Annotated in this window: 11 protein-coding genes; 9 read left to right on the forward strand and 2 right to left on the reverse strand. The window is 71.0% G+C overall.

Going from position 1 to position 20,890, the window contains the following annotated elements; all coding sequences use genetic code 11:
• Positions 1-184: 184 nt before the first annotated feature.
• From ABZ833_RS23940 to ABZ833_RS23950, 3 genes are all read left to right on the forward strand, one after another.
• Positions 185-874 (forward strand): DUF4232 domain-containing protein, encoded by a 690-nt coding sequence (locus ABZ833_RS23940; protein ID WP_361049832.1) that lies wholly within the window; start codon positions 185-187, stop codon positions 872-874.
• A 443-nt stretch (positions 875-1,317) separates the two neighbouring features.
• The gene (locus ABZ833_RS23945) at positions 1,318-3,372 is read left to right on the forward strand and encodes a M4 family metallopeptidase (protein WP_361049834.1); all 2,055 of its coding nucleotides are present in this window, start codon (positions 1,318-1,320) and stop codon (positions 3,370-3,372) included.
• A 285-nt stretch (positions 3,373-3,657) separates the two neighbouring features.
• On the forward strand, positions 3,658-5,292 hold the full coding sequence (locus ABZ833_RS23950) for a M4 family metallopeptidase (protein WP_361049836.1): 1,635 nt from the start codon (positions 3,658-3,660) through the stop codon (positions 5,290-5,292).
• A gap of 75 nt (positions 5,293-5,367) precedes the next feature.
• On the opposite strand, the gene glgP is transcribed toward ABZ833_RS23950, so the two are convergent.
• Positions 5,368-8,001 carry an alpha-glucan family phosphorylase gene (gene glgP / locus ABZ833_RS23955; protein ID WP_361049838.1) on the reverse strand — a complete coding sequence of 878 codons (2,634 nt, stop codon included), beginning with the start codon at positions 7,999-8,001 and terminating at the stop codon, positions 5,368-5,370.
• Positions 8,002-8,254: 253 nt separating this feature from the next.
• Between glgP and ABZ833_RS23960 the strand changes: the two genes are divergently transcribed.
• Together ABZ833_RS23960 and ABZ833_RS23965 are read left to right on the forward strand one after the other, a co-directional pair.
• A complete protein-coding gene (locus ABZ833_RS23960; protein WP_361049840.1) occupies positions 8,255-10,801 on the forward strand; it encodes a serine/threonine-protein kinase in 2,547 nt (848 codons plus the stop codon).
• A 50-nt stretch (positions 10,802-10,851) separates the two neighbouring features.
• Positions 10,852-13,119, forward strand: a complete 2,268-nt coding sequence (locus ABZ833_RS23965; protein ID WP_361049842.1) for a protein kinase — start codon at positions 10,852-10,854, stop codon at positions 13,117-13,119.
• A 4-nt stretch (positions 13,120-13,123) separates the two neighbouring features.
• Here the strand turns inward: ABZ833_RS23965 and ABZ833_RS23970 are convergent, their stop codons facing one another.
• On the reverse strand, positions 13,124-13,567 hold the full coding sequence (locus tag ABZ833_RS23970) for a nuclear transport factor 2 family protein (RefSeq protein WP_361049844.1): 444 nt from the start codon (positions 13,565-13,567) through the stop codon (positions 13,124-13,126).
• 295 nt (positions 13,568-13,862) lie between these two features.
• Between ABZ833_RS23970 and ABZ833_RS23975 the strand changes: the two genes are divergently transcribed.
• The 4 genes from ABZ833_RS23975 to ABZ833_RS23990 all read left to right on the forward strand — a co-directional run bounded on the left by ABZ833_RS23975 (position 13,863) and on the right by ABZ833_RS23990 (position 20,824).
• Positions 13,863-15,077, forward strand: coding sequence for a S8 family peptidase (locus ABZ833_RS23975; protein WP_361049846.1), 1,215 nt, complete (start codon positions 13,863-13,865; stop codon positions 15,075-15,077).
• Between the two features lie 385 nt (positions 15,078-15,462).
• Entirely contained in the window at positions 15,463-17,592 is a 2,130-nt protein-coding gene (locus tag ABZ833_RS23980) for an alpha-1,4-glucan--maltose-1-phosphate maltosyltransferase (protein WP_361049848.1), read from the forward strand.
• On the forward strand, positions 17,589-19,289 hold the full coding sequence (gene treS / locus ABZ833_RS23985) for a maltose alpha-D-glucosyltransferase (RefSeq protein ID WP_361049850.1): 1,701 nt from the start codon (positions 17,589-17,591) through the stop codon (positions 19,287-19,289). The genes ABZ833_RS23980 and treS overlap by 4 nt, the downstream gene beginning before the upstream one ends.
• A gap of 119 nt (positions 19,290-19,408) precedes the next feature.
• Positions 19,409-20,824 (forward strand): maltokinase, encoded by a 1,416-nt coding sequence (locus ABZ833_RS23990; protein ID WP_361049852.1) that lies wholly within the window; start codon positions 19,409-19,411, stop codon positions 20,822-20,824.
• Positions 20,825-20,890: the final 66 nt, after the last annotated feature.

Consider the following 20,890-nt stretch of genomic DNA (forward strand, 5'->3'; position numbering starts at 1 on the left):
GGTTCCCGCCGACCCCGACCCCGACCCCGACCCCGGCTCAGCCCCGCTTGCGGCACGGCCCCCCGCGTCAGCGGGACGTCAGCGCGGCGTGAGCGGAACGCCAGCGGGGGTGGACACAGTGGTCTCAACAGCGGGAACGACCAGCCCGTTCCGCGCCCACCACCACCGCACGGGGGAACCTCACATGCGTACGACCCGGATCCGCACCACCGTCCTCGCCGCCACCACCGCCGCGCTCGCCCTGACCCTGACCGCCTGTGGCGGCTCGGACGGCTCCGGCGGCAGCGCGTCGAAGGCCGGTTCGGGCCGGAGCGTTGCCACGGCCGACGGCACGGCGGGCTCCGAGAAGGCGTCCGGGACGACGGTCACAACGGAGACGGGCGGCGGCGAGCAGGGGACGGCAGGCTCCGGTGCGGGCAAGGCCGCCCCCGCACGCGCCGCCGCGGCCCAGCCGTGCACGGGCGACGAGATCTCGTACGCCGTGCTGCACCGCTTCCCGGCGGAGGAGGGCGAGCACCTCCTGATCACCGCGACGAACGCCGACTCCAAGCCCTGCTGGGTCACTTCCTACCCGTCCGTGATGCTCGGCGACACCTCGGGCGTCCTGCCCCACGCGGCCAAGGACGCCCCGGGCGGCACCGCCCGGATCACGGTCAAGCCCGGCGGCAAGGTCTACTCCGCCGTGTCCCTCTTCACCGACTCCGACAAGACCCACACCTCGGCGGAACTCTCCGTCGCCCTGCGCGACCAGACCGGCGACACCGGTCCGGGCGCGGGGACGGGCGCCTTCGACGGCAAGGGCGCGCCGTCGGAGTTCACCTGGTCCGACGCCGAGGTCACCAACTGGAACACCACGAAGCCCTACGACTTCTGAGCGGTCCTGAGCAGTCTCTGACCCGCTGCTGATCCGTTTCTGATCAGCGGCCCACCACCCGAGCACCGGCCTGGAGCGACGCAGCGCTCCAGGCCGGCTTTCGTTCTGCCTGAACTCGTCGGCATCCGGCGCTGGTTGGGGTGCGGAATCGGCCACACCCCTTCGGGCACCCCACGAAGTTTCACCTCGAACAATCGCGAGCCCTTGGCGTTGAGCGACCCCTCCGTATATCGAACGTGACCCACCGGGCAGCGGACCAGTTCCGGCCAACTCTTGACGCACTCCTGACAAACAGAGCGCCCCGGTGCCACTCTTCCCCTCGATTCCCAGCTCCACCACGCTCCACCACGCTCCACGTTCTGCCTTGTTCTGCCCGGACGGCACGACCGCGCCGACCGGTCCCCCTGGCCGCGTATCCCGCGGCCACGCAGAAGGAGTCCGTGTTGAGAAGCACCTCTCACAGACCTGCCTCCCACAGACGCGCCACCGCCGCGGGCGCCCTGACCGCCGTCGCCGCCCTTGTCGCGGTGGCCTTCCAGACGGGCCCGGCATCGGCCGACGACCCCGGGATACCCAAGGCCAAGGCCCCGGCCGCGGCCAAGATAGGCAAGGCCGACCCCGGTTCCCTGCCCGTGAAGCTCTCCCCCGCCCAGCGTGCCGCGCTCCTCAAGGACGCCAACGCCACCAAGGCGGACACGGCCAAGGACCTCGGGCTCGGCGCCAAGGAGAAGCTCGTCGTACGTGACGTCACCAAGGACGGCGACGGCACGACCCACACCCGCTACGAGCGCACCTACGAGGGTCTCCCGGTCCTCGGCGGCGACCTGGTCGTCGACGAGTCGAAGTCCGGGAAGGCCGAGGGCGTCACCAAGGCCGCGAAGGCCGAGCTCAAGGGCGTCGACACCAGCGCCGACGTGAAGGCGTCGGCCGCCGAGAAGCAGGCGCTCGGCGCGGCGAAGGCCGCGGGCTCGAAGAAGACCGACGCGGACCGCGCGCCGCGCAAGGTCGTCTGGATGGCCAAGGGCGAGCCGACTCTCGCGTACGAGACGGTGGTCGGCGGGCTGCAGCACGACGGCACCCCGAACGAGCTGCACGTCATCACGGACGCGGCCACCGGCAAGAAGATCTTCCAGTGGCAGGGCATCGAGAACGGCACGGGCAACACCCAGTACAGCGGTCAAGTCACCCTGGGGTCCGCCCAGTCCGGGTCCACGTACAACCTGACGGACACCGGTCGCGGCAACCACAAGACGTACAACCTGAACCGCGGCACGTCCGGCACGGGCACGCTCTTCTCCGGCCCGGACGACGTGTGGGGCAACGGCGCGGCCTCCAACCTGGAGACCGCCGGCGCGGACGCCCACTACGGGGCCGCGCTGACCTGGGACTACTACAAGAACGTGCACGGCCGTTCCGGTATCCGCGGTGACGGCGTCGGCGCGTACTCGCGGGTCCACTACGGCAACAACTACGTCAACGCGTTCTGGTCCGACAGCTGCTTCTGCATGACGTACGGCGACGGCGCGGGCAACGCCAAGCCGCTGACGTCCATCGACGTGGCGGCCCACGAGATGACGCACGGCGTGACGGCGGCCACCGGCAACATGACGTACAGCGGTGAGTCCGGCGGCCTGAACGAGGCCACCTCCGACATCTTCGCGGCGGCCGTGGAGTTCCACGCCAACAACGCGCAGGACAAGGGCGACTACCTCGTCGGCGAGAAGATCGACATCAACGGCGACGGCACCCCGCTGCGCTACATGGACAAGCCGAGCAAGGACGGCGGGTCCAAGGACTCCTGGTACTCGGGCATCGGCAACATCGACGTCCACTACTCGTCCGGTGTCGCCAACCACTTCTACTACATGCTGAGCGAGGGCAGCGGCGCCAAGGTGATCAACGGCGTCTCGTACGACTCGCCGACCTCGGACGGCCTGCCTGTGGCCGGAATTGGTCGTGACAAGGCGTCGCTCATCTGGTTCAAGGCGCTGACGACGAAGTTCACCACGACCACCAACTACGCGGCGGCCCGCACCGGGACCCTCGCGGTGGCCGGTGAGCTGTACGGCACCACCAGCGCCGAGTACAAGGCGGTGGGCGATGCCTGGGCAGCGGTCAACGTCGGCACGCGTGGCGGCCCCGGCGGCGGCACGGACTTCGAGAACACCACCGACGTGGCCATCCCGGACCGGGGCGCGGCCGTCACCTCGTCGGTCAACGTCACCGGACGCACGGGCAACGCGCCCGCCGCGCTGAAGGTCGGCGTCGACATCGTGCACACCTGGCGCGGTGACCTGGTCGTCGATCTGGTGGCCCCGGACGGCTCGACGTACCGCCTGAAGAATTCGAGCGCGAACGACTCGGCGGACAACATCGTCGAGACGTACACGGTCAACGCCTCGTCCGAGGTGGCCAACGGCACCTGGAAGCTGAAGGTCCAGGACGTGGCCGCGCAGGACGTCGGCCGCATCAACAGCTGGAAGCTGACCTTCCCGTAAGCCCTGACCAGGCTTGAGACACATGCAGACTGCGCCGCTCCGGGTGGACCGACTCCCCGGAGCGGCGCACCCATGCGTGGCGCCGACCGCGTAACTCCCCGTTCGCATTGCGTACATGGACCATCGCTCAACGGACGATTTCTGGCCAACCTGCGGTCAGGGACCTGACATGAACCTGGCTCAACTGACACTCTTCCCTCGATCAGTCACACCAGCACACCCGCACCGCATCTTTCAGCCCGGACAGTCCCCATGCCGTCCGGGCCCCCCACAGAAGGAGCATGCGTGACCCCCCACATATCCCGGAAGCGCTCGACGCTGGCCATCGCCACCGCTGTTGCCGCAGGTGCCCTGCTCGCGGGCGGTCTTGCCACCGGCGCCTCCGCGCAGCCCGACCGGGCGGCCGCGCCCTCGGGAGCGCCCGTCGCGCTCTCCTCGACGGCCCGTGCGGACCTGCTGCAGGACGCGAACACGGAGAAGGCCGCCACCGCCGAGAAGATCGGCCTCGGCGCCAAGGAGAAGCTCGTCGTACGCGACGTCGTCAAGGACCGTGACGGCACCACGCACACCCGCTACGAGCGCACCTACGACGGTCTGCCCGTCCTCGGCGGCGACCTCGTCGTCCACACCGCCAAGAGCGGCTCGGTCAAGAGCGTGACCAAGGCGGCCAAGGCCACCATCAAGGTCGCCTCCACCTCCGCGAAGGTCGGGGCCAAGTCGGCCGCGAAGTCCGCCGAGTCGACCGCGTCGAAGAGCGGCGACACCAAGAAGGCCGACGCGCAGACGCCGCGCAAGGTCGTCTGGGCCGCGTCCGGCAAGCCGGTCCTCGCCCACGAGACCGTCGTCACCGGCGTCCAGAAGGACGGCACGCCCAGCAAGCTGCACGTCATCACCGACGCGGCCACGGGCAAGAAGCTCTTCCAGTACCAGGCCATCGAGAACGGCGCGGGCCACAGCCAGTACAGCGGCGACGTCGAGGTCGGCTCCAAGAAGGGCACCAGCGGCTTCGACCTGACCGACGACGCGCGCGGCGGCCACTCGACGTACGACCTGGCCCACGGCCAGAGCGGCGAGGGCAAGCTCGTCACGGACGACGACGACACGTGGGGCACCGGAAAGCCGGACGACGCCCAGACCGCCGCCGTCGACGCCGCCTACGGCGCCCAGTTGACGTGGGACTACTACAAGGCCGTGCACGGCCGCGAGGGCATCAAGGGCGACGGCAAGGGCGCCACCTCGCGCGTCCACTACGGCAACGCGTACGTCAACGCGTTCTGGGACGACAGCTGCTTCTGCATGACGTACGGCGACGGCGAGGGCGACAAGAAGCCCCTCACGTCGATGGACGTGGCCGCGCACGAGATGACGCACGGCGTCACGTCGGCGACCGGCAACATGGAGTACAGCGGTGAGTCCGGCGGCCTGAACGAGGCCACCTCCGACATCTTCGCGGCGGCGGTCGAGTTCAACGCCAAGAACCCCGAGGACATCGGCGACTACATGGTCGGCGAGAAGATCGACATCAACGGCGACGGTTCGCCGCTCCGCTACATGGACAAGCCCTCCAAGGACGGCTCGTCCCTGGACAACTGGAGCGCGGACGCGGGCAACGTAGACGTCCACTACTCCTCCGGCATCGCCAACCACTTCTTCTACCTGCTGTCCGAGGGCAGCGGCGCGAAGGAGATCAACGGCGTCAAGTACGACTCCCCGACCGCGGACGGCTCCAAGGTCGAGGGCATCGGTCGCGACAAGGCCGAGAAGATCTGGTTCAAGGCGCTGACGTCGTACTTCACGACGACGACGGACTACAAGGCGGCCCGCGAGGGCACGCTGAGCGCCGCGAAGGACCTGTACGGCGCGGACTCCGCGGAGTACAAGGGCGTGGACGCGGCCTGGGCCGGCGTGAACGTCAAGTAGTCACCCTGCACGACCAGGCGGCACCCGGGGTTCTCGTTTCCCCCGGGTGCCGCCTGTCGTCGTGCCGGATCTCCCCTACCGCAACAACACCCCCGCGGCCTCCCCCGTCCCCTCCGACGGCACCGCCACGAGCCCCAGCTCCGCCCCGCTCGCCAGCAGCCGGTGCGCGGGCAGGATCCGCACCGTGTAGCCGAACGGGCCCGTGCGGTCGAGGGCCAGAGGGCCCTCGTAGAGGCGGCGGCCCTCCGTGTCGGGGCCGCCCACCAGCTTCAGCGGCACCGGACTCGCGTCGGCGATGAAGTCCTCGGGGTCGACCCGGCCCGCGATCGTCTGGACCTCCACGTCGTCCGGCGTCAGCTCCCCCAGATGCACGCGGACCCGCAGCGAAAGCGTGGCGCCCAGCTCCGCCGTGGCCCCCGTCGCCGACGCCTCGACATGGTCGACGGCAACCCGCGGCCAGGCCGCACGCACCCGTGCCTTCCAGGAGGCGAGCTCCCCCGCCGCGTCCACGCCGCCCAGCGTGCGCTGCGCCCGCGCGGCGGGAACGTACAGCTGCTCCACGTAGTCACGCACCATCCGCCCCGCGAGCACCTTCGGGCCCAGCCGGGTCAGCGTCCGCCGCACCATCTCGATCCACCGGTCGGGCAGGCCTGCCGGCCCCTGCTCGTAGAAGCGGGGGGCGATCCGGCGCTCAAGCAGGTCGTACAGCGCCGCCGCCTCCAGTTCGTCCCGCCGGTCGTCGTCCGTCGCCGCCCCGTCCGCCGTGGGGATCGCCCACCCGAAGTCGGGCTCGAACCACTCGTCCCACCAGCCGTCAAGGACCGACAGGTTGAGGCAGCCGTTCAGCGCGGCCTTCATCCCACTCGTCCCGCAGGCCTCCAGCGGACGGAGGGGATTGTTCAGCCACACGTCGCACCCCGGATACAGCTTCTGCGCCATCGCCATGCCGTAGTCCGGCAGGAACACGATGCGGTGCCGCACCCGCGGGTCGTCCGTGAAGCGCACCAGCTCCTGGATGAGGCGTTTGCCGCCGTCGTCCGCCGGATGCGCCTTTCCGGCCACGACGATCTGGATCGGCCGCTCCTCGTGCGTAAGGAGCTCCATCAGGCGGTCCCTGTCGCGCAGCATCAGCGTCAGGCGCTTGTAGGACGGGACGCGGCGTGCGAAGCCGATCGTCAGGACGTCCGGATCGAGTACGTCGTCGATCCACCCCAACTCCGCGCTCGCGGCGCCCCGTTGACGCCACGACGCGTACAGCCGCCGCCTGACCTCCGTCACCAGCTGGCCCCGCAGCTCCCGCCGCAGCTCCCAGATGTCCACGTCCTGGATCTCGGCGACCGCGTCCCACCGCTCCGAGCCGCCCACCGACAGCGCCTCCTCCGTCCGCTGGGCGCCGATCTGCCGGGCGCCGAGCCGGAACACCTCGGGGGCCACCCAGGTCGGGGCGTGCACGCCGTTCGTGACGGAGGAGATCGGGATCTCCTCGGCGTCGAATCCCGGCCACAGGCCCGCGAACATCTCGCGGCTCACCTTGCCGTGCAGGGTCGAGACGCCGTTCGCGCACCGCCCGAGCCGCAGGCCCATCACCGCCATGTTGAAGAGATTGGGCTCACCGCCCGGATACGTCTCCATGCCGAGCCGCAGTATGCGTTCGACGTCGATGCGGGGCAGTTCGGCGTGCGGGCCGAAGTGCCGGGCGACCAGCTCGCGGTCGAAGCGGTCGATCCCGGCGGGTACGGGGGTGTGGGTGGTGAAGACCGTCCCGGCCCGGACCGCTTCCAGCGAGGCGTCGAACTCCACGCCCGGCGCGGCCAGTTCATGGATCCGCTCAAGACCCAGGAAGCCCGCGTGGCCTTCGTTCGTGTGGAAGACCTCGGGCTCGGCGTGCCCGCTCAGGCGGCAGTACGTCCTGATGGCGCGCACCCCGCCGATGCCGAGCAGCATCTCCTGGAGCAGCCGGTGCTCGCTGCCGCCGCCGTAGAGCCGGTCGGTCACCTCGCGGGCGCCCGCGTCGTTCTCCTCGACGTCCGAGTCGAGCATGAGGAGCGGTACGCGCCCGACGCTGGCCTGCCAGACGTGTGCGCGCAGCTGTCGCCCGCCGGGCAGCGCGATCGCCACCAGGCTCGGAGTGCCGTCCGCCTCCCGCAGGAGGGACAGGGGCAGTTCGTTCGGGTCGAGCACCGGGTAGGTCTCCTGCTGCCAGCCGTCGCGGGACAGCGACTGGTGGAAGTAGCCGTGCCGGTAGAGCAGCCCGACCCCGATGAGCGGAAGCCCGAGGTCGCTCGCCGCCTTCAGGTGGTCGCCCGCGAGGATGCCGAGCCCGCCCGAGTACTGCGGAAGGGCGGCGGTGATGCCGAACTCGGGCGAGAAATAGGCGACGGCGCGCGGCAGTTCACCGCCACGCTCGGCGGACTGGTCCTGATACCAGCGGGCTCCGGTGACGTACTCCCGAAGGCCGTCCGAGGCCTCGGCGAGGCGGCGCAGAAAGGCCCCGTCCCCGGCCAGCTGCGCGAGCCGCGCGGGCGGCACGCTGCCGAGCAGCCGCATGGGGTCGCAGTCCGAAGCGGCCCACTGCTCGGGGTCGACGGCCTTGAACAGCTCACGGGTTCCGGTGTGCCAGGACCACCGCAGGTTGCGCGCAAGCTCCGAGAGCGGGGTGAGAGGTTCGGGAAGGGCGGGTCGTACGGTGAATCGACGGATGGCCTTCATCACGGTGCACCTCTGTCAGGGTGTCCGACGGGGCGTATGACGGGGGCGTTCGTACCTCGCACAACGACGTGCGCATCGACGTGTCGCCTCGACGTTAGCGGTGCGCCGCCCCTGTCACCACGGCGCACAGGGCGCATATTCCGGGTCGGGGGTAACGTGACCTGGTATTGGGGGAGTTGACGGGGGCACAGGGGGTACGGGGCGGATGATCGGCCAGTTGCGGGATGCGTCACCGAGGCGGATCGGACCGTATGTGACGCTGGCCCGGCTCGGGGCGGGCGGCATGGGCGAGGTCTTCCTCGCGCGCCCCGGCGATGCCTCCGGGTACGGGCCCGATGACCTCGTCGCCGTCAAGGCCATCCGGAACGAACTGGCGACGGACGAGATGTTCCGGCGGCGCTTCCGGCGCGAGGCGGAGGTCGCCGCCTCCGTCGACAGCCCTTACGTGGCGCGGCTCGTGGCGAGCGAGGCCGAGGGTGAAGTGCCGTGGCTGGCCACGGAGTACGTTCCCGGGCCCACGCTTTCCGAGGCGGTGCGCGGGCACGGTCCGCTGCCCGCGGGCGCGGTCGCCGCACTCGGCGCCGGCCTGGCGGGGGCGCTGACGGTCGTGCACGCGGCGGGCGCTCTGCACCGTGATCTCAAGCCGGGCAACGTACTGCTCGGCCAGGACGGCCCCAAGCTGATCGACTTCGGTGTGGCACGGGTGCAGGCCGCCACGACCATGACCCGGTCCGGCCTGCTCGTCGGAACACCGGGCTTCATGTCGCCGGAGCATGTGGCGGGCGGCAGGCATGTGGTGGCGGCATCGGACGTCTTCTGCCTCGCCTCGGTGCTCGCGTACGCGGTGACGGGGCGGGACCCCTTCGGGGACGGGCCGATGGCGGCTGTCCTGTACCGGGTCTCGCGGGCCGAGGCCGAACTGGGCGCCATGCCCGATGAGTTGCGGGACATCCTTGCGGCATGCCTCGCGCGGGACCCGGGCGAGCGGCCGGGCGCGCAGGAGGTCGCCGAGCGGTTCGCACGGCTGCGGGACGCGGCCACGAACGCGCGGTGGCCGGACGCGGTGCGGGCGGCGATCGGTGAGGTGCGGCGGGACGTGGAGCAGCTCTGCGCCTCGGGGCAGCCGTTGCTGCCGGTTCCGCTCTGGCCGGAGCCGGAGGCCGGGCGTCCGGCGACGGCTCAGGGCGGCCCCGCCACCGCACCGGGCCATCCGGTCACCGCACCGGGCCATCCCGCCACCGCGCCGGGCCATCCGGTCATCGCCACCGGGGCGCCCGCCCCCTTCGGCGTGCATCAGCTGCCGACGATGAGCGGATCGCCGCCGCCCGCCCCGCCGCGTCCGCGTCGCCGGGTGCCGCGCGCGCTGCTCGCCACCGTCGCCGCCGCCGTGGTGGCGGGCGCGCTGGGCGGTGCGCTCGCCGTGTGGGGGCCCTGGACGGAGGAGTCCGGCGGCAAGGGATCGGAGGCCGCGACTCCCGGCGGCTCGGCCGCGCCCGGCAAGGTCGATCCGGGGCCCACCGACCCGGCCGCCGCCGAGAAGCTGATCGCGCGGGCCGGGGTCGACGCGGACGGCACGGCCGACCGGTCCGGGGTGGTGGACCAGGTCGCCGCCCAGCGCCCCAAGGGGTGGAAGGCGTGGCAGGGGCGTCTCAGCCACTCCCCCATGAGCTGCGCCGCCGACACCCACGCCATCGTCTGCCTGCTGACCAACGGCACCTACGAAGCGGTGAGCGCGGTCGACGGACGGCGGCTGTGGAAGTCCGGCAAGGTCGATCCGCAGGGCGGTGTGGACGAGGCGTACATCGGCCCGAGCGGCGCCTACTTCAGGCCGGGCGACGTGCTCGAACCGCAGGTGCGCGGCGGCAGAGCGGTCATCGCGAGCGACGGTGTCCTGCAGGTCCGCGACTCCACGTCGGGTGACGTCATCTGGGACGCCCCGGCCCCGGACGGTGCGGGCGCGTTCGGCCTGCGTCCGCTCCTGGGCGACGACACACTCCTGGTCACGGCGGAGGGGGTGTACGGCAAGGAGGGCTCCATCGCCTCCCTGCACGCCTACGACCTCGACGGCGGGCGCCCTCTGTGGGACGAGGATCTCGGCACCCCGCTGGAGGCCAAGGCCGACATCAACCGCTACCAGCTGCGGGCATTGCGCGACGGGGTCGTCTACGCCGACGAGAAGGGCAGCCTGACGTCGTACGACGTGCGAAGCGGCAAGGAGCTCGGCCGGGCAGGAAGCGAGTGCGGGGCGGTGCTCGTCGGCGAGGACGTCCTGTGCACGGCATCCGCCGGCGCCGCGGCCGGGACGGACGCTCCGGCGCCGCGCGTGAGGGCGCTGCAGCTGAAGCCCCGCACCTTCCAGGAGGCGAGCGAGCCCTTCTTCTACCCGACACCCGAGGAGTTCGCACCGGTCACGGGCCCGACGGCCATGAACCACGCCCTCGCGGTCTCCGTCGACCCCGACAAGAAGAGCGTGCTCGTGAACGACCGGGGCAACGGAGAGGTGCTGCGTTCCGCGCAGCTGCCCAAGGGGAACGTCCCGGCCTCGGCGCCGCTGCTGCTCGGCGGGCGCGCCGTCTACGCGGACAGCGGCGCGCTCTACACGCTGCCGCTCAACGCCGGTACGGGGAAGCCGAAGCGGCATCCCGTGCCGGGGGCGCCGGGCGACCGCCCCGAGCCCCCGCAGAACGCCAACGGCACCGTCATCTCGGAGACGCTGCGCGCGCCGACCGTCCTGGCCCTCGGCGGCGTCGCCCACGTCATCTACGACGAGGGCAAGATCTCGTCGGTCGAACTGCCCTGACGGCACCGCCGCCCTGACGTTCCCGTCCAGCCGCCGAGCCGAGGAGACCCATGCTCACCCCCTTGCCGCCGGGCCACACCCGCCGCATCGGCCCCTACCGGCTGCTTGCCGGGATCGGGGCGGGCGGCATGGGCGAGGTCTTCCTCGCCCGGCGTGCGGAACGTGAGCAAGGGGCGGCCCGGCCACTGGTCGCCCTCAAGGCCGTACGGCAGGACCTCGACCTGGGCCTGGACGACGCGTTCCGGGTCCGCTTCCGACGGGAGATGGCGGCGGCCCGCGCGGTCACAGGACCGTTCACCGCGGCGCTGCTGGACGGCGACGCGGACGCCGAACTCCCCTGGCTGGCAACGGAGTACGTGCCGGGTCCCTCGCTCGCCGACACGGTCGCACGCCTGGGGCCACTGCCCACGCCGGCGGTCCGCGCACTGGGGGCGGGCCTGGCCCGCGCGCTCGCCGCGGTGCACGCGGCCAGGGTCCTGCACCGCGACCTGAAGCCGGGGAACGTGCTGCTCACACCCGACGGCCCCCGTCTGATCGACTTCGGCATCGCGCGGGCCTTCGAGGCCACGGCCCTGACCGTGACCGGCATGCTGGTGGGCACGCCCGGTTTCCTGGCACCGGAGCAGATCGAGGGGTCCCAGGCGGTCGTCCCCGCATCGGACGTCTTCTCGCTCGGCGCGGTCCTGTGCCACGCGGCGACGGGCCGCGGTCCCTTCGACGACCCGGAGTTCGCCTCGGTCGTCTTCCGCATCTCCCAGGGCGACGCCGACCTGACCGGCGTGCCGGACGAGCTGCGCGGCATCGTCACCGACTGCCTGGACACCGATCCGGCCAGGCGCCCCACTCCGACGGAGCTCGCCGAGCGCCTGGCTGTCCCCGCGGCCTCCACGTTCCCCTGGCCGTCCGACGTGCTGTCGCTGTTCGCCGAGTACCGTTTGGCCGCGGCCGGGTTCGAGCGGTCGGAGGCGGACGCGCCGCCCCTGCCGGTGGCGCCGCCCGCCCTGGGGTCGTTCGGTCCCCCACCCGTCATCGGGCGGCGCCGCCTGCCGTGGGTCGTGGCGTCCGCCGCGGCGGCCGTGGTGGTCGCCGTGGCGGCGGTGGTGCTGCCGGACGCCCTCACGGACGACCCGGCGGGCCCTCCTGCCGCCGGGCCGGGACCGGACGCGGGCGCGCCGTCCGGCCGCGTGGTCACCGCGTACGGAAACCAGGGCCACTCGGGCGAGTTCGGCACATCCGCGGTGCGCGAAGCCGCGCTGCCCAAGGGCTGGCGCCCCTGGTCCCGCAAGAAGCCGAAAGGCGTCGACGGCATGGGCAAGGGCTGCGTCATCGCGCGGTCCACGCTCGTGTGCCGGGACGGGTGGGGCGCCGCGACCGCCCTGGACGCGGCGACCGGCAAGGACCGATGGAAGGCCCCCGGCTTCGCGGGAAGGCCGACCGGCATCCAGGAGAACCCGCCCGAGACCGACGGCAAGCGGGTCTTCGTCCCCAGTGAACTGGGCGTCATCGGCCTCGACCTGGCGACCGGCGACGAAGTCTGGCGGCACAAGGTCGCCCCGTACGCGGGGGTGATCTCGGTGACGTACGCGCAAGGGGTGGTGTACACCGCCGAGTTCAACAGCCAGACCGCGCCCGCCCCGTACACGACCGTGGTGCGGGCCCGCCGCGCGAGCACCGGCAGGCAACTGTGGGAGACCCGCGTCGACGGCAAACCCCGGGGCACGCTGCTCGTGCAGGGCGGCAGGCTGTACGCGGCCCTGGAGGCCGGTGGCGTCATCGCCCTCTCGACCCGGAACGGCGACGAGAAGGCCAAGGTGTCGAAGCCCGCGTGCGGCGACCTCATCGGCTACGGCGGTGCGGTCCTGTGCTGGTCCGTGGAGCGCGCGGGCGTGAGCGTGCTCCACGGCGACACCCTTGCCTCCCGCCGCACGATCGGGGCCGCCAAGCAGCCCGACGTCGCCCCGGTCGTCGGCAAGAAGGGCGTTCTGGTGATCGCGAGCAGCGACAAGAAGGCTCAGCTGCAGGACCGCCTGACCGCGTACGACTGGAAGTCCGGCAAGGAACTCTGGGACCTCCCGGCCCGCGGCACGCCCAGCGCCCTCGGCCTCTCCGGAGACCGGGTCCTGTCCGTGGGCTCGTACGAGATCCGGTCCGTGCCCCTCGACGGTGACGCGGAGAACATCACCCAGCGGACGATCCCCACGACCGACCCCATGGCGATCGACGGCCTCGCACCCACCCTGACGACGCCGCTCTATCTGGGCGGCGCGGTCTTCGCCGAGTCCATCGAGGGCCGCCTCGTCTCGGGCCGGGCCCTGTGACGCGCTAAGGCGTCGTCGCCGCCACGATCGCCGCCGTGTCCCAGTAGAACGGCCGCACCTCCGCGATCCGCCCGCCCCGCACAGCGATCGTCTGCAGTACGGGGAAGGCGAGTTCACGCCCCGTGGCGCGGGCCCTCGCGTGGACCTGGCTGTGCACGACCGCCGTCTCGCCCGTGGCCAGGAATTCCTGCTCGCCGATCTCGAAGGACTCCCACGTCCGGCTCATGGCGAGGAAGAAGCGGGTCATGCCGTCGTGGCCGCGCCAGGTGCCGCCGTACGGAAGGGCCCGGGCCTGGTGCATCACGACATCGGGGGCGAAATAGGGGGCGAGCAGGTCGAACGTGGCCCGGCCGGGGCCGCCGGCCGCCAGGTAGCGGGACTCCGCCTCGTACATGCCGGTGAGGACGGTCAGGGAGTCCGGCGCGGGTGATTCGTGCTGGGTGGTCATGCCCTCAGCGTGACGGCTGCGGCGCTGGTCGGCTGGCGGTAATCGGACGCCGACGTACCGACGGTCACCCCGTGGCCCCGCACCTGACGGAGGCGTCCTGAACCCGTCCGAAAATCGGCGCAACCCTCACAGCACCCCCACGGGCGATATGGCCGATTCCCCCCTGCCCTGTGGTCTTGTAGGCCCTCACACCGCACGAGAGGCTGCCAAGTGACGCCCTTGCAGATACAGGGGATCCGGCACTGACCGGCCAACTCTGCGGTGGGCACGTCAAGTTGGGGAGGGAAACCAGCGTATGACTCTTACGCGAACGAAGCGTTTGCGGTGGGCGGGAGCCATCACCGCCGCCACCACGGCAGCGGTACTTTCGGCCATCACGCTGCCCGCACACGCCGCTCCCGCCGATGCCCCGCTCGGGGAGATACTCGGCGCCGGTGAGCCCGGTTCCATCAGCGGGAGTTACATCGTCACGCTCAAGGGCGGGACCTCGGCCCCGTCGGACACGGGCAAGGACATAGCCGCCAAGTACGGGGCGGACATCAGTCACACCTACAGCACCGCGCTCAACGGCTATGCGGTGAAGGCGGGTTCGGCCCAGGCCAAGAAGCTCGCGGGCGACTCCAGGGTCGCCACCGTGGTCCAGGACAGCATCGTGTCCCTGGACCACACCCAGAAGAATCCGCCGTCCTGGGGGCTCGACCGGATCGACCAGAAGGGTCTGCCGCTCGACAAGTCCTACACCTCTCCCGAATCCGCCGGGCAGGGCGTGACCGCGTACGTCATCGACACCGGCGTCCGCACCACGCACAAGGATTTCGGCGGCCGCGCAAGCAGCGGCTGGGACTTCATCGACAACGACGCCACCGCGCAGGACGGCAACGGACACGGCACGCACGTCTCCGCGACGGTCGCGGGCGAGAGCCACGGGGTCGCCAAGAAGGCGGACGTCGTGGGCGTGCGGGTGCTCGACGACGCGGGTTCGGGGACGACCGCCCAGGTCATCGCCGGCATCGACTGGGTGACCAAGAACGCGAAGAAACCCGCCGTCGCCAATTTGAGCCTCGGCGGCACGGCCAACGCCCAGCTGGACGCGGCCGTGCGCAACTCGATCGCGTCCGGGGTCACTTACACGGTCGCCGCGGGGAACGACGGGCTGCCCGCCTTCCTGTTCTCACCGGCCCGCGTGAAGGAAGCGGTCACGGTCGGCGCGACCGACGTCAAGGACGCCAAGGCCAGTTTCTCCAACTGGGGCGGCAGCCTTGATCTGTTCGCGCCGGGCGTCGGCATCACCTCCGCCTGGAACACGGACGACGCCGCCACGGACACCATCTCGGGTACGTCGATGGCCTCGCCGCACGTGGCGGGCGCGGCGGCGCTCTACCTCGCCGACCACCCCTCGGCCACACCGGCCGAGGTGAGCAAGGCACTGACCGATCGGGCGGTGCCGGGCAAGGTGACGGGCGCCGGTCTCGGCTCACCGAACAAGTTGCTGCAGGTCAACAACCCTTAAGGCACTGCGCATCACGGAACGGGCCCCGCCGCACACGGCGGGGCCCGTTCCGCGTGCCCGAGCTTTGGCCTTGCCTCTGGCGCCGACCCGAAGCACCCTCGATAGGGCGACAGCCTTGTTTGAGCCTTACGCACCAGTAGTGCTGCATTGCCCGCCGTCCGGGAGCACTCCCGATACACGCACAGCCTTGTTTGAGCCTTACGCACCAGTAGTTAACAAAGCGCCGGATTGCCCACCCAAAGTTGGTGGGAAGGCTCCCCCGTACGCACACGGCTCAGTACGGTCAGTCACGGCTCAGAACGGCCTGTACAGCGCGGCACGCAGTCGCAGAACCCCTCCACACCCCCGTATCCGCCCCACTTATGTAACGCGGACAGGAGCGGTCATGCCCTCAACTCGCCCGTCGGCGAAGCCCTCGGGAAAGGCCCCCACAAGGGTGCCCACATCCCCGGCACCACAGCAGGACCCGCAGGATCCACCCCCTCGACCCGCCCGGCCGGACACCCTCACCGGCCGCATACCCGTCCTCGACATCGCGCCCCTCGTCCACGGCGGACGCAGGCCCGCCAAGGCCGTGGTGGGCGAGACCTTCCAGGTCACCGCCACCGTCTTCCGCGAAGGGCACGAGGCGGTCGCCGCCAATGTCGTCCTGCGGGACCCGGAAGGGCGCCCGGGGCCGTGGACGCCGATGCGCGAACTCGCTCCCGGGACCGACCGGTGGGGCGCGGACGTCACCGCGGACGCCGAGGGGAACTGGACGTACTGCGTCGAGGCGTGGGGCGATCCCCTCGCCCAGTGGCGGCACCACGCGCACATCAAGATCCCGGCGGGCATCGACACCGAGCTCGTCCTGGAGGAAGGCGCCCGTCTGCACGAGCGCGCCGCCGCCGACGCCCCCGTGAGCAAGGGCCGCCGCGCCACCCTCCGCACCGCCGCCGAGTCCCTGCGCGACACGGACCGCCCCGTCGCGGCCCGCCTGGCCGCCGCCCTCACCCCGGAGGTGGACGCGGTCCTGGCCGAGCATCCGCTGCGCGAACTCGTCACGGAGTCGGACCGGTTGCCGCTGCTCGTGGAGCGGCCGCGCGCCCTCTTCGGGTCCTGGTACGAATTCTTCCCGCGCTCGGAGGGCGCCGTCGTCCGCGAGGGCGAGCCACCGAGGTCGGGCACCTTCCGCACCGCCGCCGAGCGCCTCCCGGCCATCGCCGCGATGGGCTTCGACGTCGTCTATCTGCCGCCGGTCCATCCGATCGGGAGCACCTTCCGCAAGGGTCCGAACAACTCCCTCTCCCCCGGGCCGCACGACGTCGGCGTGCCCTGGGCGATCGGCTCCCCCGAGGGCGGCCACGACGCCGTCCACCCGGACCTCGGCACGCTGGATGACTTCGACGCCTTCGTGCGCCGCGCCGCCGAACTGGACCTCGAAGTCGCCCTCGACTTCGCGCTCCAGTGCTCCCCCGACCACCCCTGGGTGGACAAGCACCCCGAGTGGTTCGCGCACCGCGCCGACGGCTCCATCGCGTACGCGGAGAACCCGCCGAAGAAGTACCAGGACATCTACCCCCTGGCCTTCGATCGCGACATGCCGGGCCTGATCGCCGAGACCCTACGTCTGCTGCGGTTCTGGATGGCCCACGGCGTGCGTATCTTCCGCGTGGACAATCCGCACACCAAGCCCGTCGGCTTCTGGGAGGAAGTGCTGGGCGACATCAACAGGACCGACCCGGACGTCATCTTCCTGGCGGAGGCGTTCACGCGCCCGGCGATGATGCGCACCCTGGCCGCGATCGGCTTCCAGCAGTCCTACACGTACTTCACCTGGCGCAACGGCAAGGACGAACTGACCGACTACCTGCGGGAGTTGTCGACCGAGACCGCCCATTACCTGCGGCCGAACTTCTTCGTCAACACCCCGGACATCCTGCATGCCTACCTCCAGAACGGCGGACGACCGGCCTTCGAGGCCCGCGCCGTGCTCGCCGCAACCCTCTCGCCGACGTGGGGCGTCTACAGCGGATACGAGCTGTGCGAGAACGCCCCCGCACGGGCCGACAGCGAGGAGTATCTGAACTCGGAGAAGTATCAACTGCGTCCGCGTGACTGGAAGTCGGCCGAGCGCACCGGCTCCACCATCGCTCCCCTCATCACCACGCTGAACCGCGTACGACGCGCCAACCCCGCCCTGCGGCAACTGCGTGACCTGCACTTCCATCCCACGGACCAGGAAGCGGTGATCGCGTACTCGAAGACGGCCGACGACACGGACGGATCGAACACGGTTCTGGTGGTCGTGAACCTCGACGCCCACCACACCCAGGAGGCCACGGTCTCGTTGGACATGCCGAAACTCGGCCTCCACTGGCACGAGACCGTGCCGGTGCGCGACGAGCTCACCGGCGTCACCTACCACTGGGGCAGGGCCAACTATGTGCGCCTCGAGCCGGGCCGCACGCCCGCGCACGTCTTCAGGGTCCTGCGACCGTCCTCACCGTTGATCGGAGGGTCACCCACACCATGATCATCAACGAGCCCGTCCAGGACACGTTCGAGGACACGCCCGCCAAGGACCGCGACCCCGAGTGGTTCAAGCGCGCCGTGTTCTACGAAGTCCTGGTGCGGTCCTTCCAGGACAGCAACGGCGACGGCATCGGCGACCTCAAGGGCATCACCGCCAAGCTGGACTATCTCCAGTGGCTCGGCGTGGACTGCCTGTGGCTGCCGCCGTTCTTCAAGTCACCGCTGCGGGACGGCGGTTACGACGTGTCGGACTACACCGCGGTCCTGCCCGAGTTCGGCGACCTCGCCGACTTCGTGGAGTTCGTGGACTCCGCGCACCAGCGCGGCATGCGCGTGATCATCGACTTCGTGATGAACCACACCAGCGATCAGCACCCGTGGTTCAAGGAGTCCCGCAGCGACCCCGAAGGGCCCTACGGCGACTACTACGTCTGGGCGGACGACGACAAGCAGTACCAGGACGCGCGCATCATCTTCGTCGACACCGAGGCGTCGAACTGGACCTTCGACCCGGTGCGCAAGCAGTACTTCTGGCACCGCTTCTTCTCCCACCAGCCAGATCTCAACTACGAGAACCCGGCCGTCCAGGAGGAGATCATCTCCGCCCTGCGGTTCTGGCTCGACCTGGGCATCGACGGCTTCCGCCTGGACGCCGTGCCCTACCTCTTCGCCGAGGAGGGCACCAACTGCGAGAACCTCCCCCGCTCGCACGGCCTGCTCAAGCGCGTCCGGGCCGAGATCGACGCCCACTACCCGGACACGGTGCTGCTCGCCGAGGCCAACCAGTGGCCCGAGGACGTCGTCGACTACTTCGGCGACTTCAAGGACGGCGGCGACGAATGCCACATGGCGTTCCACTTCCCCGTCATGCCGCGCATCTTCATGGCCGTGCGCCGCGAATCCCGCTATCCGGTCTCCGAGATCCTCGCCAAGACCCCGGCCATCCCCTCGGGCTGCCAGTGGGGCATCTTCCTGCGCAACCACGACGAGCTCACCCTCGAAATGGTCACGGACGAAGAGCGCGACTACATGTACGCGGAATACGCCAAAGACCCGCGGATGCGCGCCAACATCGGCATCCGGCGGCGCCTGGCCACGCTCCTGGACAACGACCGCAACCAGATCGAGCTGTTCACGGCCCTGCTCCTCTCGCTGCCCGGATCGCCGATCCTGTACTACGGCGACGAGATCGGCATGGGCGACAACATCTGGCTCGGTGACCGCGACGCGGTGCGCACCCCGATGCAGTGGACGCCCGACCGCAACGCGGGCTTCTCGTCCTGCGACCCGGGACGGCTCTACCTCCCGACGATCATGGATCCGGTCTACGGGTACCAGGTCACGAACGTCGAGGCGTCCATGTCGTCGCCGTCCTCGCTGCTGCACTGGACGCGCCGGATGATCGAGATCCGCAAGCAGAACCCGGCGTTCGGGCTCGGCTCGTACACGGAACTGCCGTCGTCGAACCCGGCGGTGATCGCGTTCCTGCGCGAGTACAAGGACGACCTCGTGCTGTGCGTGCACAACTTCTCCAGGTTCGCGCAGCCCACCGAACTGGATCTGCAGACCTTCAACGGCCGCCACCCCGTGGAACTGATCGGTGGCGTGCGCTTCCCGGCCATCGGTGAGCTGCCCTATCTGCTGACTCTGGCAGGACATGGCTTCTACTGGTTCCGGCTGCGCAGGGACGCGGCGTAGGCTCCACCCCTGCTACTCCTGTGCGGGGCGGTTTCCACCGCCCCGCCCTGGGCACTCTCCCGCACAACCGGCACTCCCGCACTCCTCCCTTGTCCGCACCGCGGAAAGGACGCGACGCCATGTCGGAAGCCGTCACCCGCCCGGGCATCACCACGGACGCGCTGCTCGCCTCGCTCGATCCGCTGCTGCGCGCGTGGCTGCCACGGCAGCGCTGGTTCGCGGGCAAGGGCCATCCCATCACCGACTTCACCCTGGTCACGGCGACCGAACTGCTGCCGCCGACCTCCGAGTTGGGCCTTCTCCACCTGCTCGTACGGGTGCGGCAGCCGCAGGTGCCCGCGCAGGTCACCGGCGGCGCGCCCGCACTGCCCGCCGACTGCTATCAACTCCTCCTGGGCGTACGGCGCGAGCTGCCGCCACGGCTCGCGCCCGCGCTGATCGGCCATGTGACGCGGGGGCCCCTCGCCGGGTTCACGGTCTACGAAGCGATGCACGACGCCCGCATGTCCGGGTTCCTCCTGGAGGCGCTGCGGATGGAGGCGCGGGTCGGGAAGCTCCGCTTCGAGCGCGACCCGCGCAAGGACATCGGCGACGACCTCGCGCCGCGTGTGCTCGCCGCCGAGCAGTCCAACTCCTCGCTCGTGTACGGCGACACGTTCATCCTGAAGCTGTTCCGCCGTATCGTCCCCGGAGTCAATCCCGACCTGGAACTGCCCCTGATGCTGGCCCGCGAGGGCTGTGCGCAGGTGCCCGCGCCCGCTGCCTGGCTCCTTGCGGACGTCGCGGACGACCTGAACGTCCTCGGTGTCCTCCAGCCCTATCTGAAGGGCACGGCGGACGGCTGGGAGCTGGCCCTGCGGGAGCTCACCGCCGGCCGGGACTTCAGCGGCGAGGCGCGGGCGCTCGGCCGCGCGACGGCCGACGTACACCTGGCGCTCGCCCGCGCGCTGCCCACCGTCACGCTGGGCCGCGCCCAGATGGAGCTGATCGCCGGGGGCATGGCGGACCGCCTGGACGCGGCGGCGAAGGCGGTGCCCGCCCTTCAGCCGTACGCCGCCGCCCTGCGCACGACCTTCGAGGCCCTCGCCGACCTGGGCCGGGGCGAGGCCCAGTGGACGGCGCAGCGCATCCACGGTGACCTGCACCTGGGGCAGTGCCTGCGCTCGCCCGCCGGGGAGTGGTCGCTCATCGACTTCGAGGGTGAGCCCTCGCGCGCGCTGTCCGAGCGCAGGATGCCGCAGCCGCCGGTGCGCGATGTGGCGGGCATGCTCCGGTCCTTCGACTACGCGGCGCGCTCGAGCGAGCCGTGGGCGACCGAGTGGGCGGGCGACTGCCGGGCCGCGTACTGCACGGGGTACGCGGAGGTCTCCGGCCGCGATCCCCGTATGGACCCGGTACTGCTGCGCGCCTACGAAACGGACAAGGCGGTCTACGAAGTCCTCTACGAGGCCCGCCACCGCCCCGACTGGCTCCCCGTGCCCCTCGCCGCGATCAAGCGCCTCGCCACGAACGGCCCCGCCACCGAACCCCACTGACCTGCCATCGCCGAGGAGGCTCCCCCGTGACCCCCCGCCCGCAGCCGCGCAAACCGTCCGACGAGG

Origin of the sequence: Streptomyces sp. NPDC047525 (assembly GCF_040643025.1) — a bacterium.
GTDB classification, from domain to species: Bacteria; Actinomycetota; Actinomycetes; order Streptomycetales; family Streptomycetaceae; genus Streptomyces; species Streptomyces durmitorensis.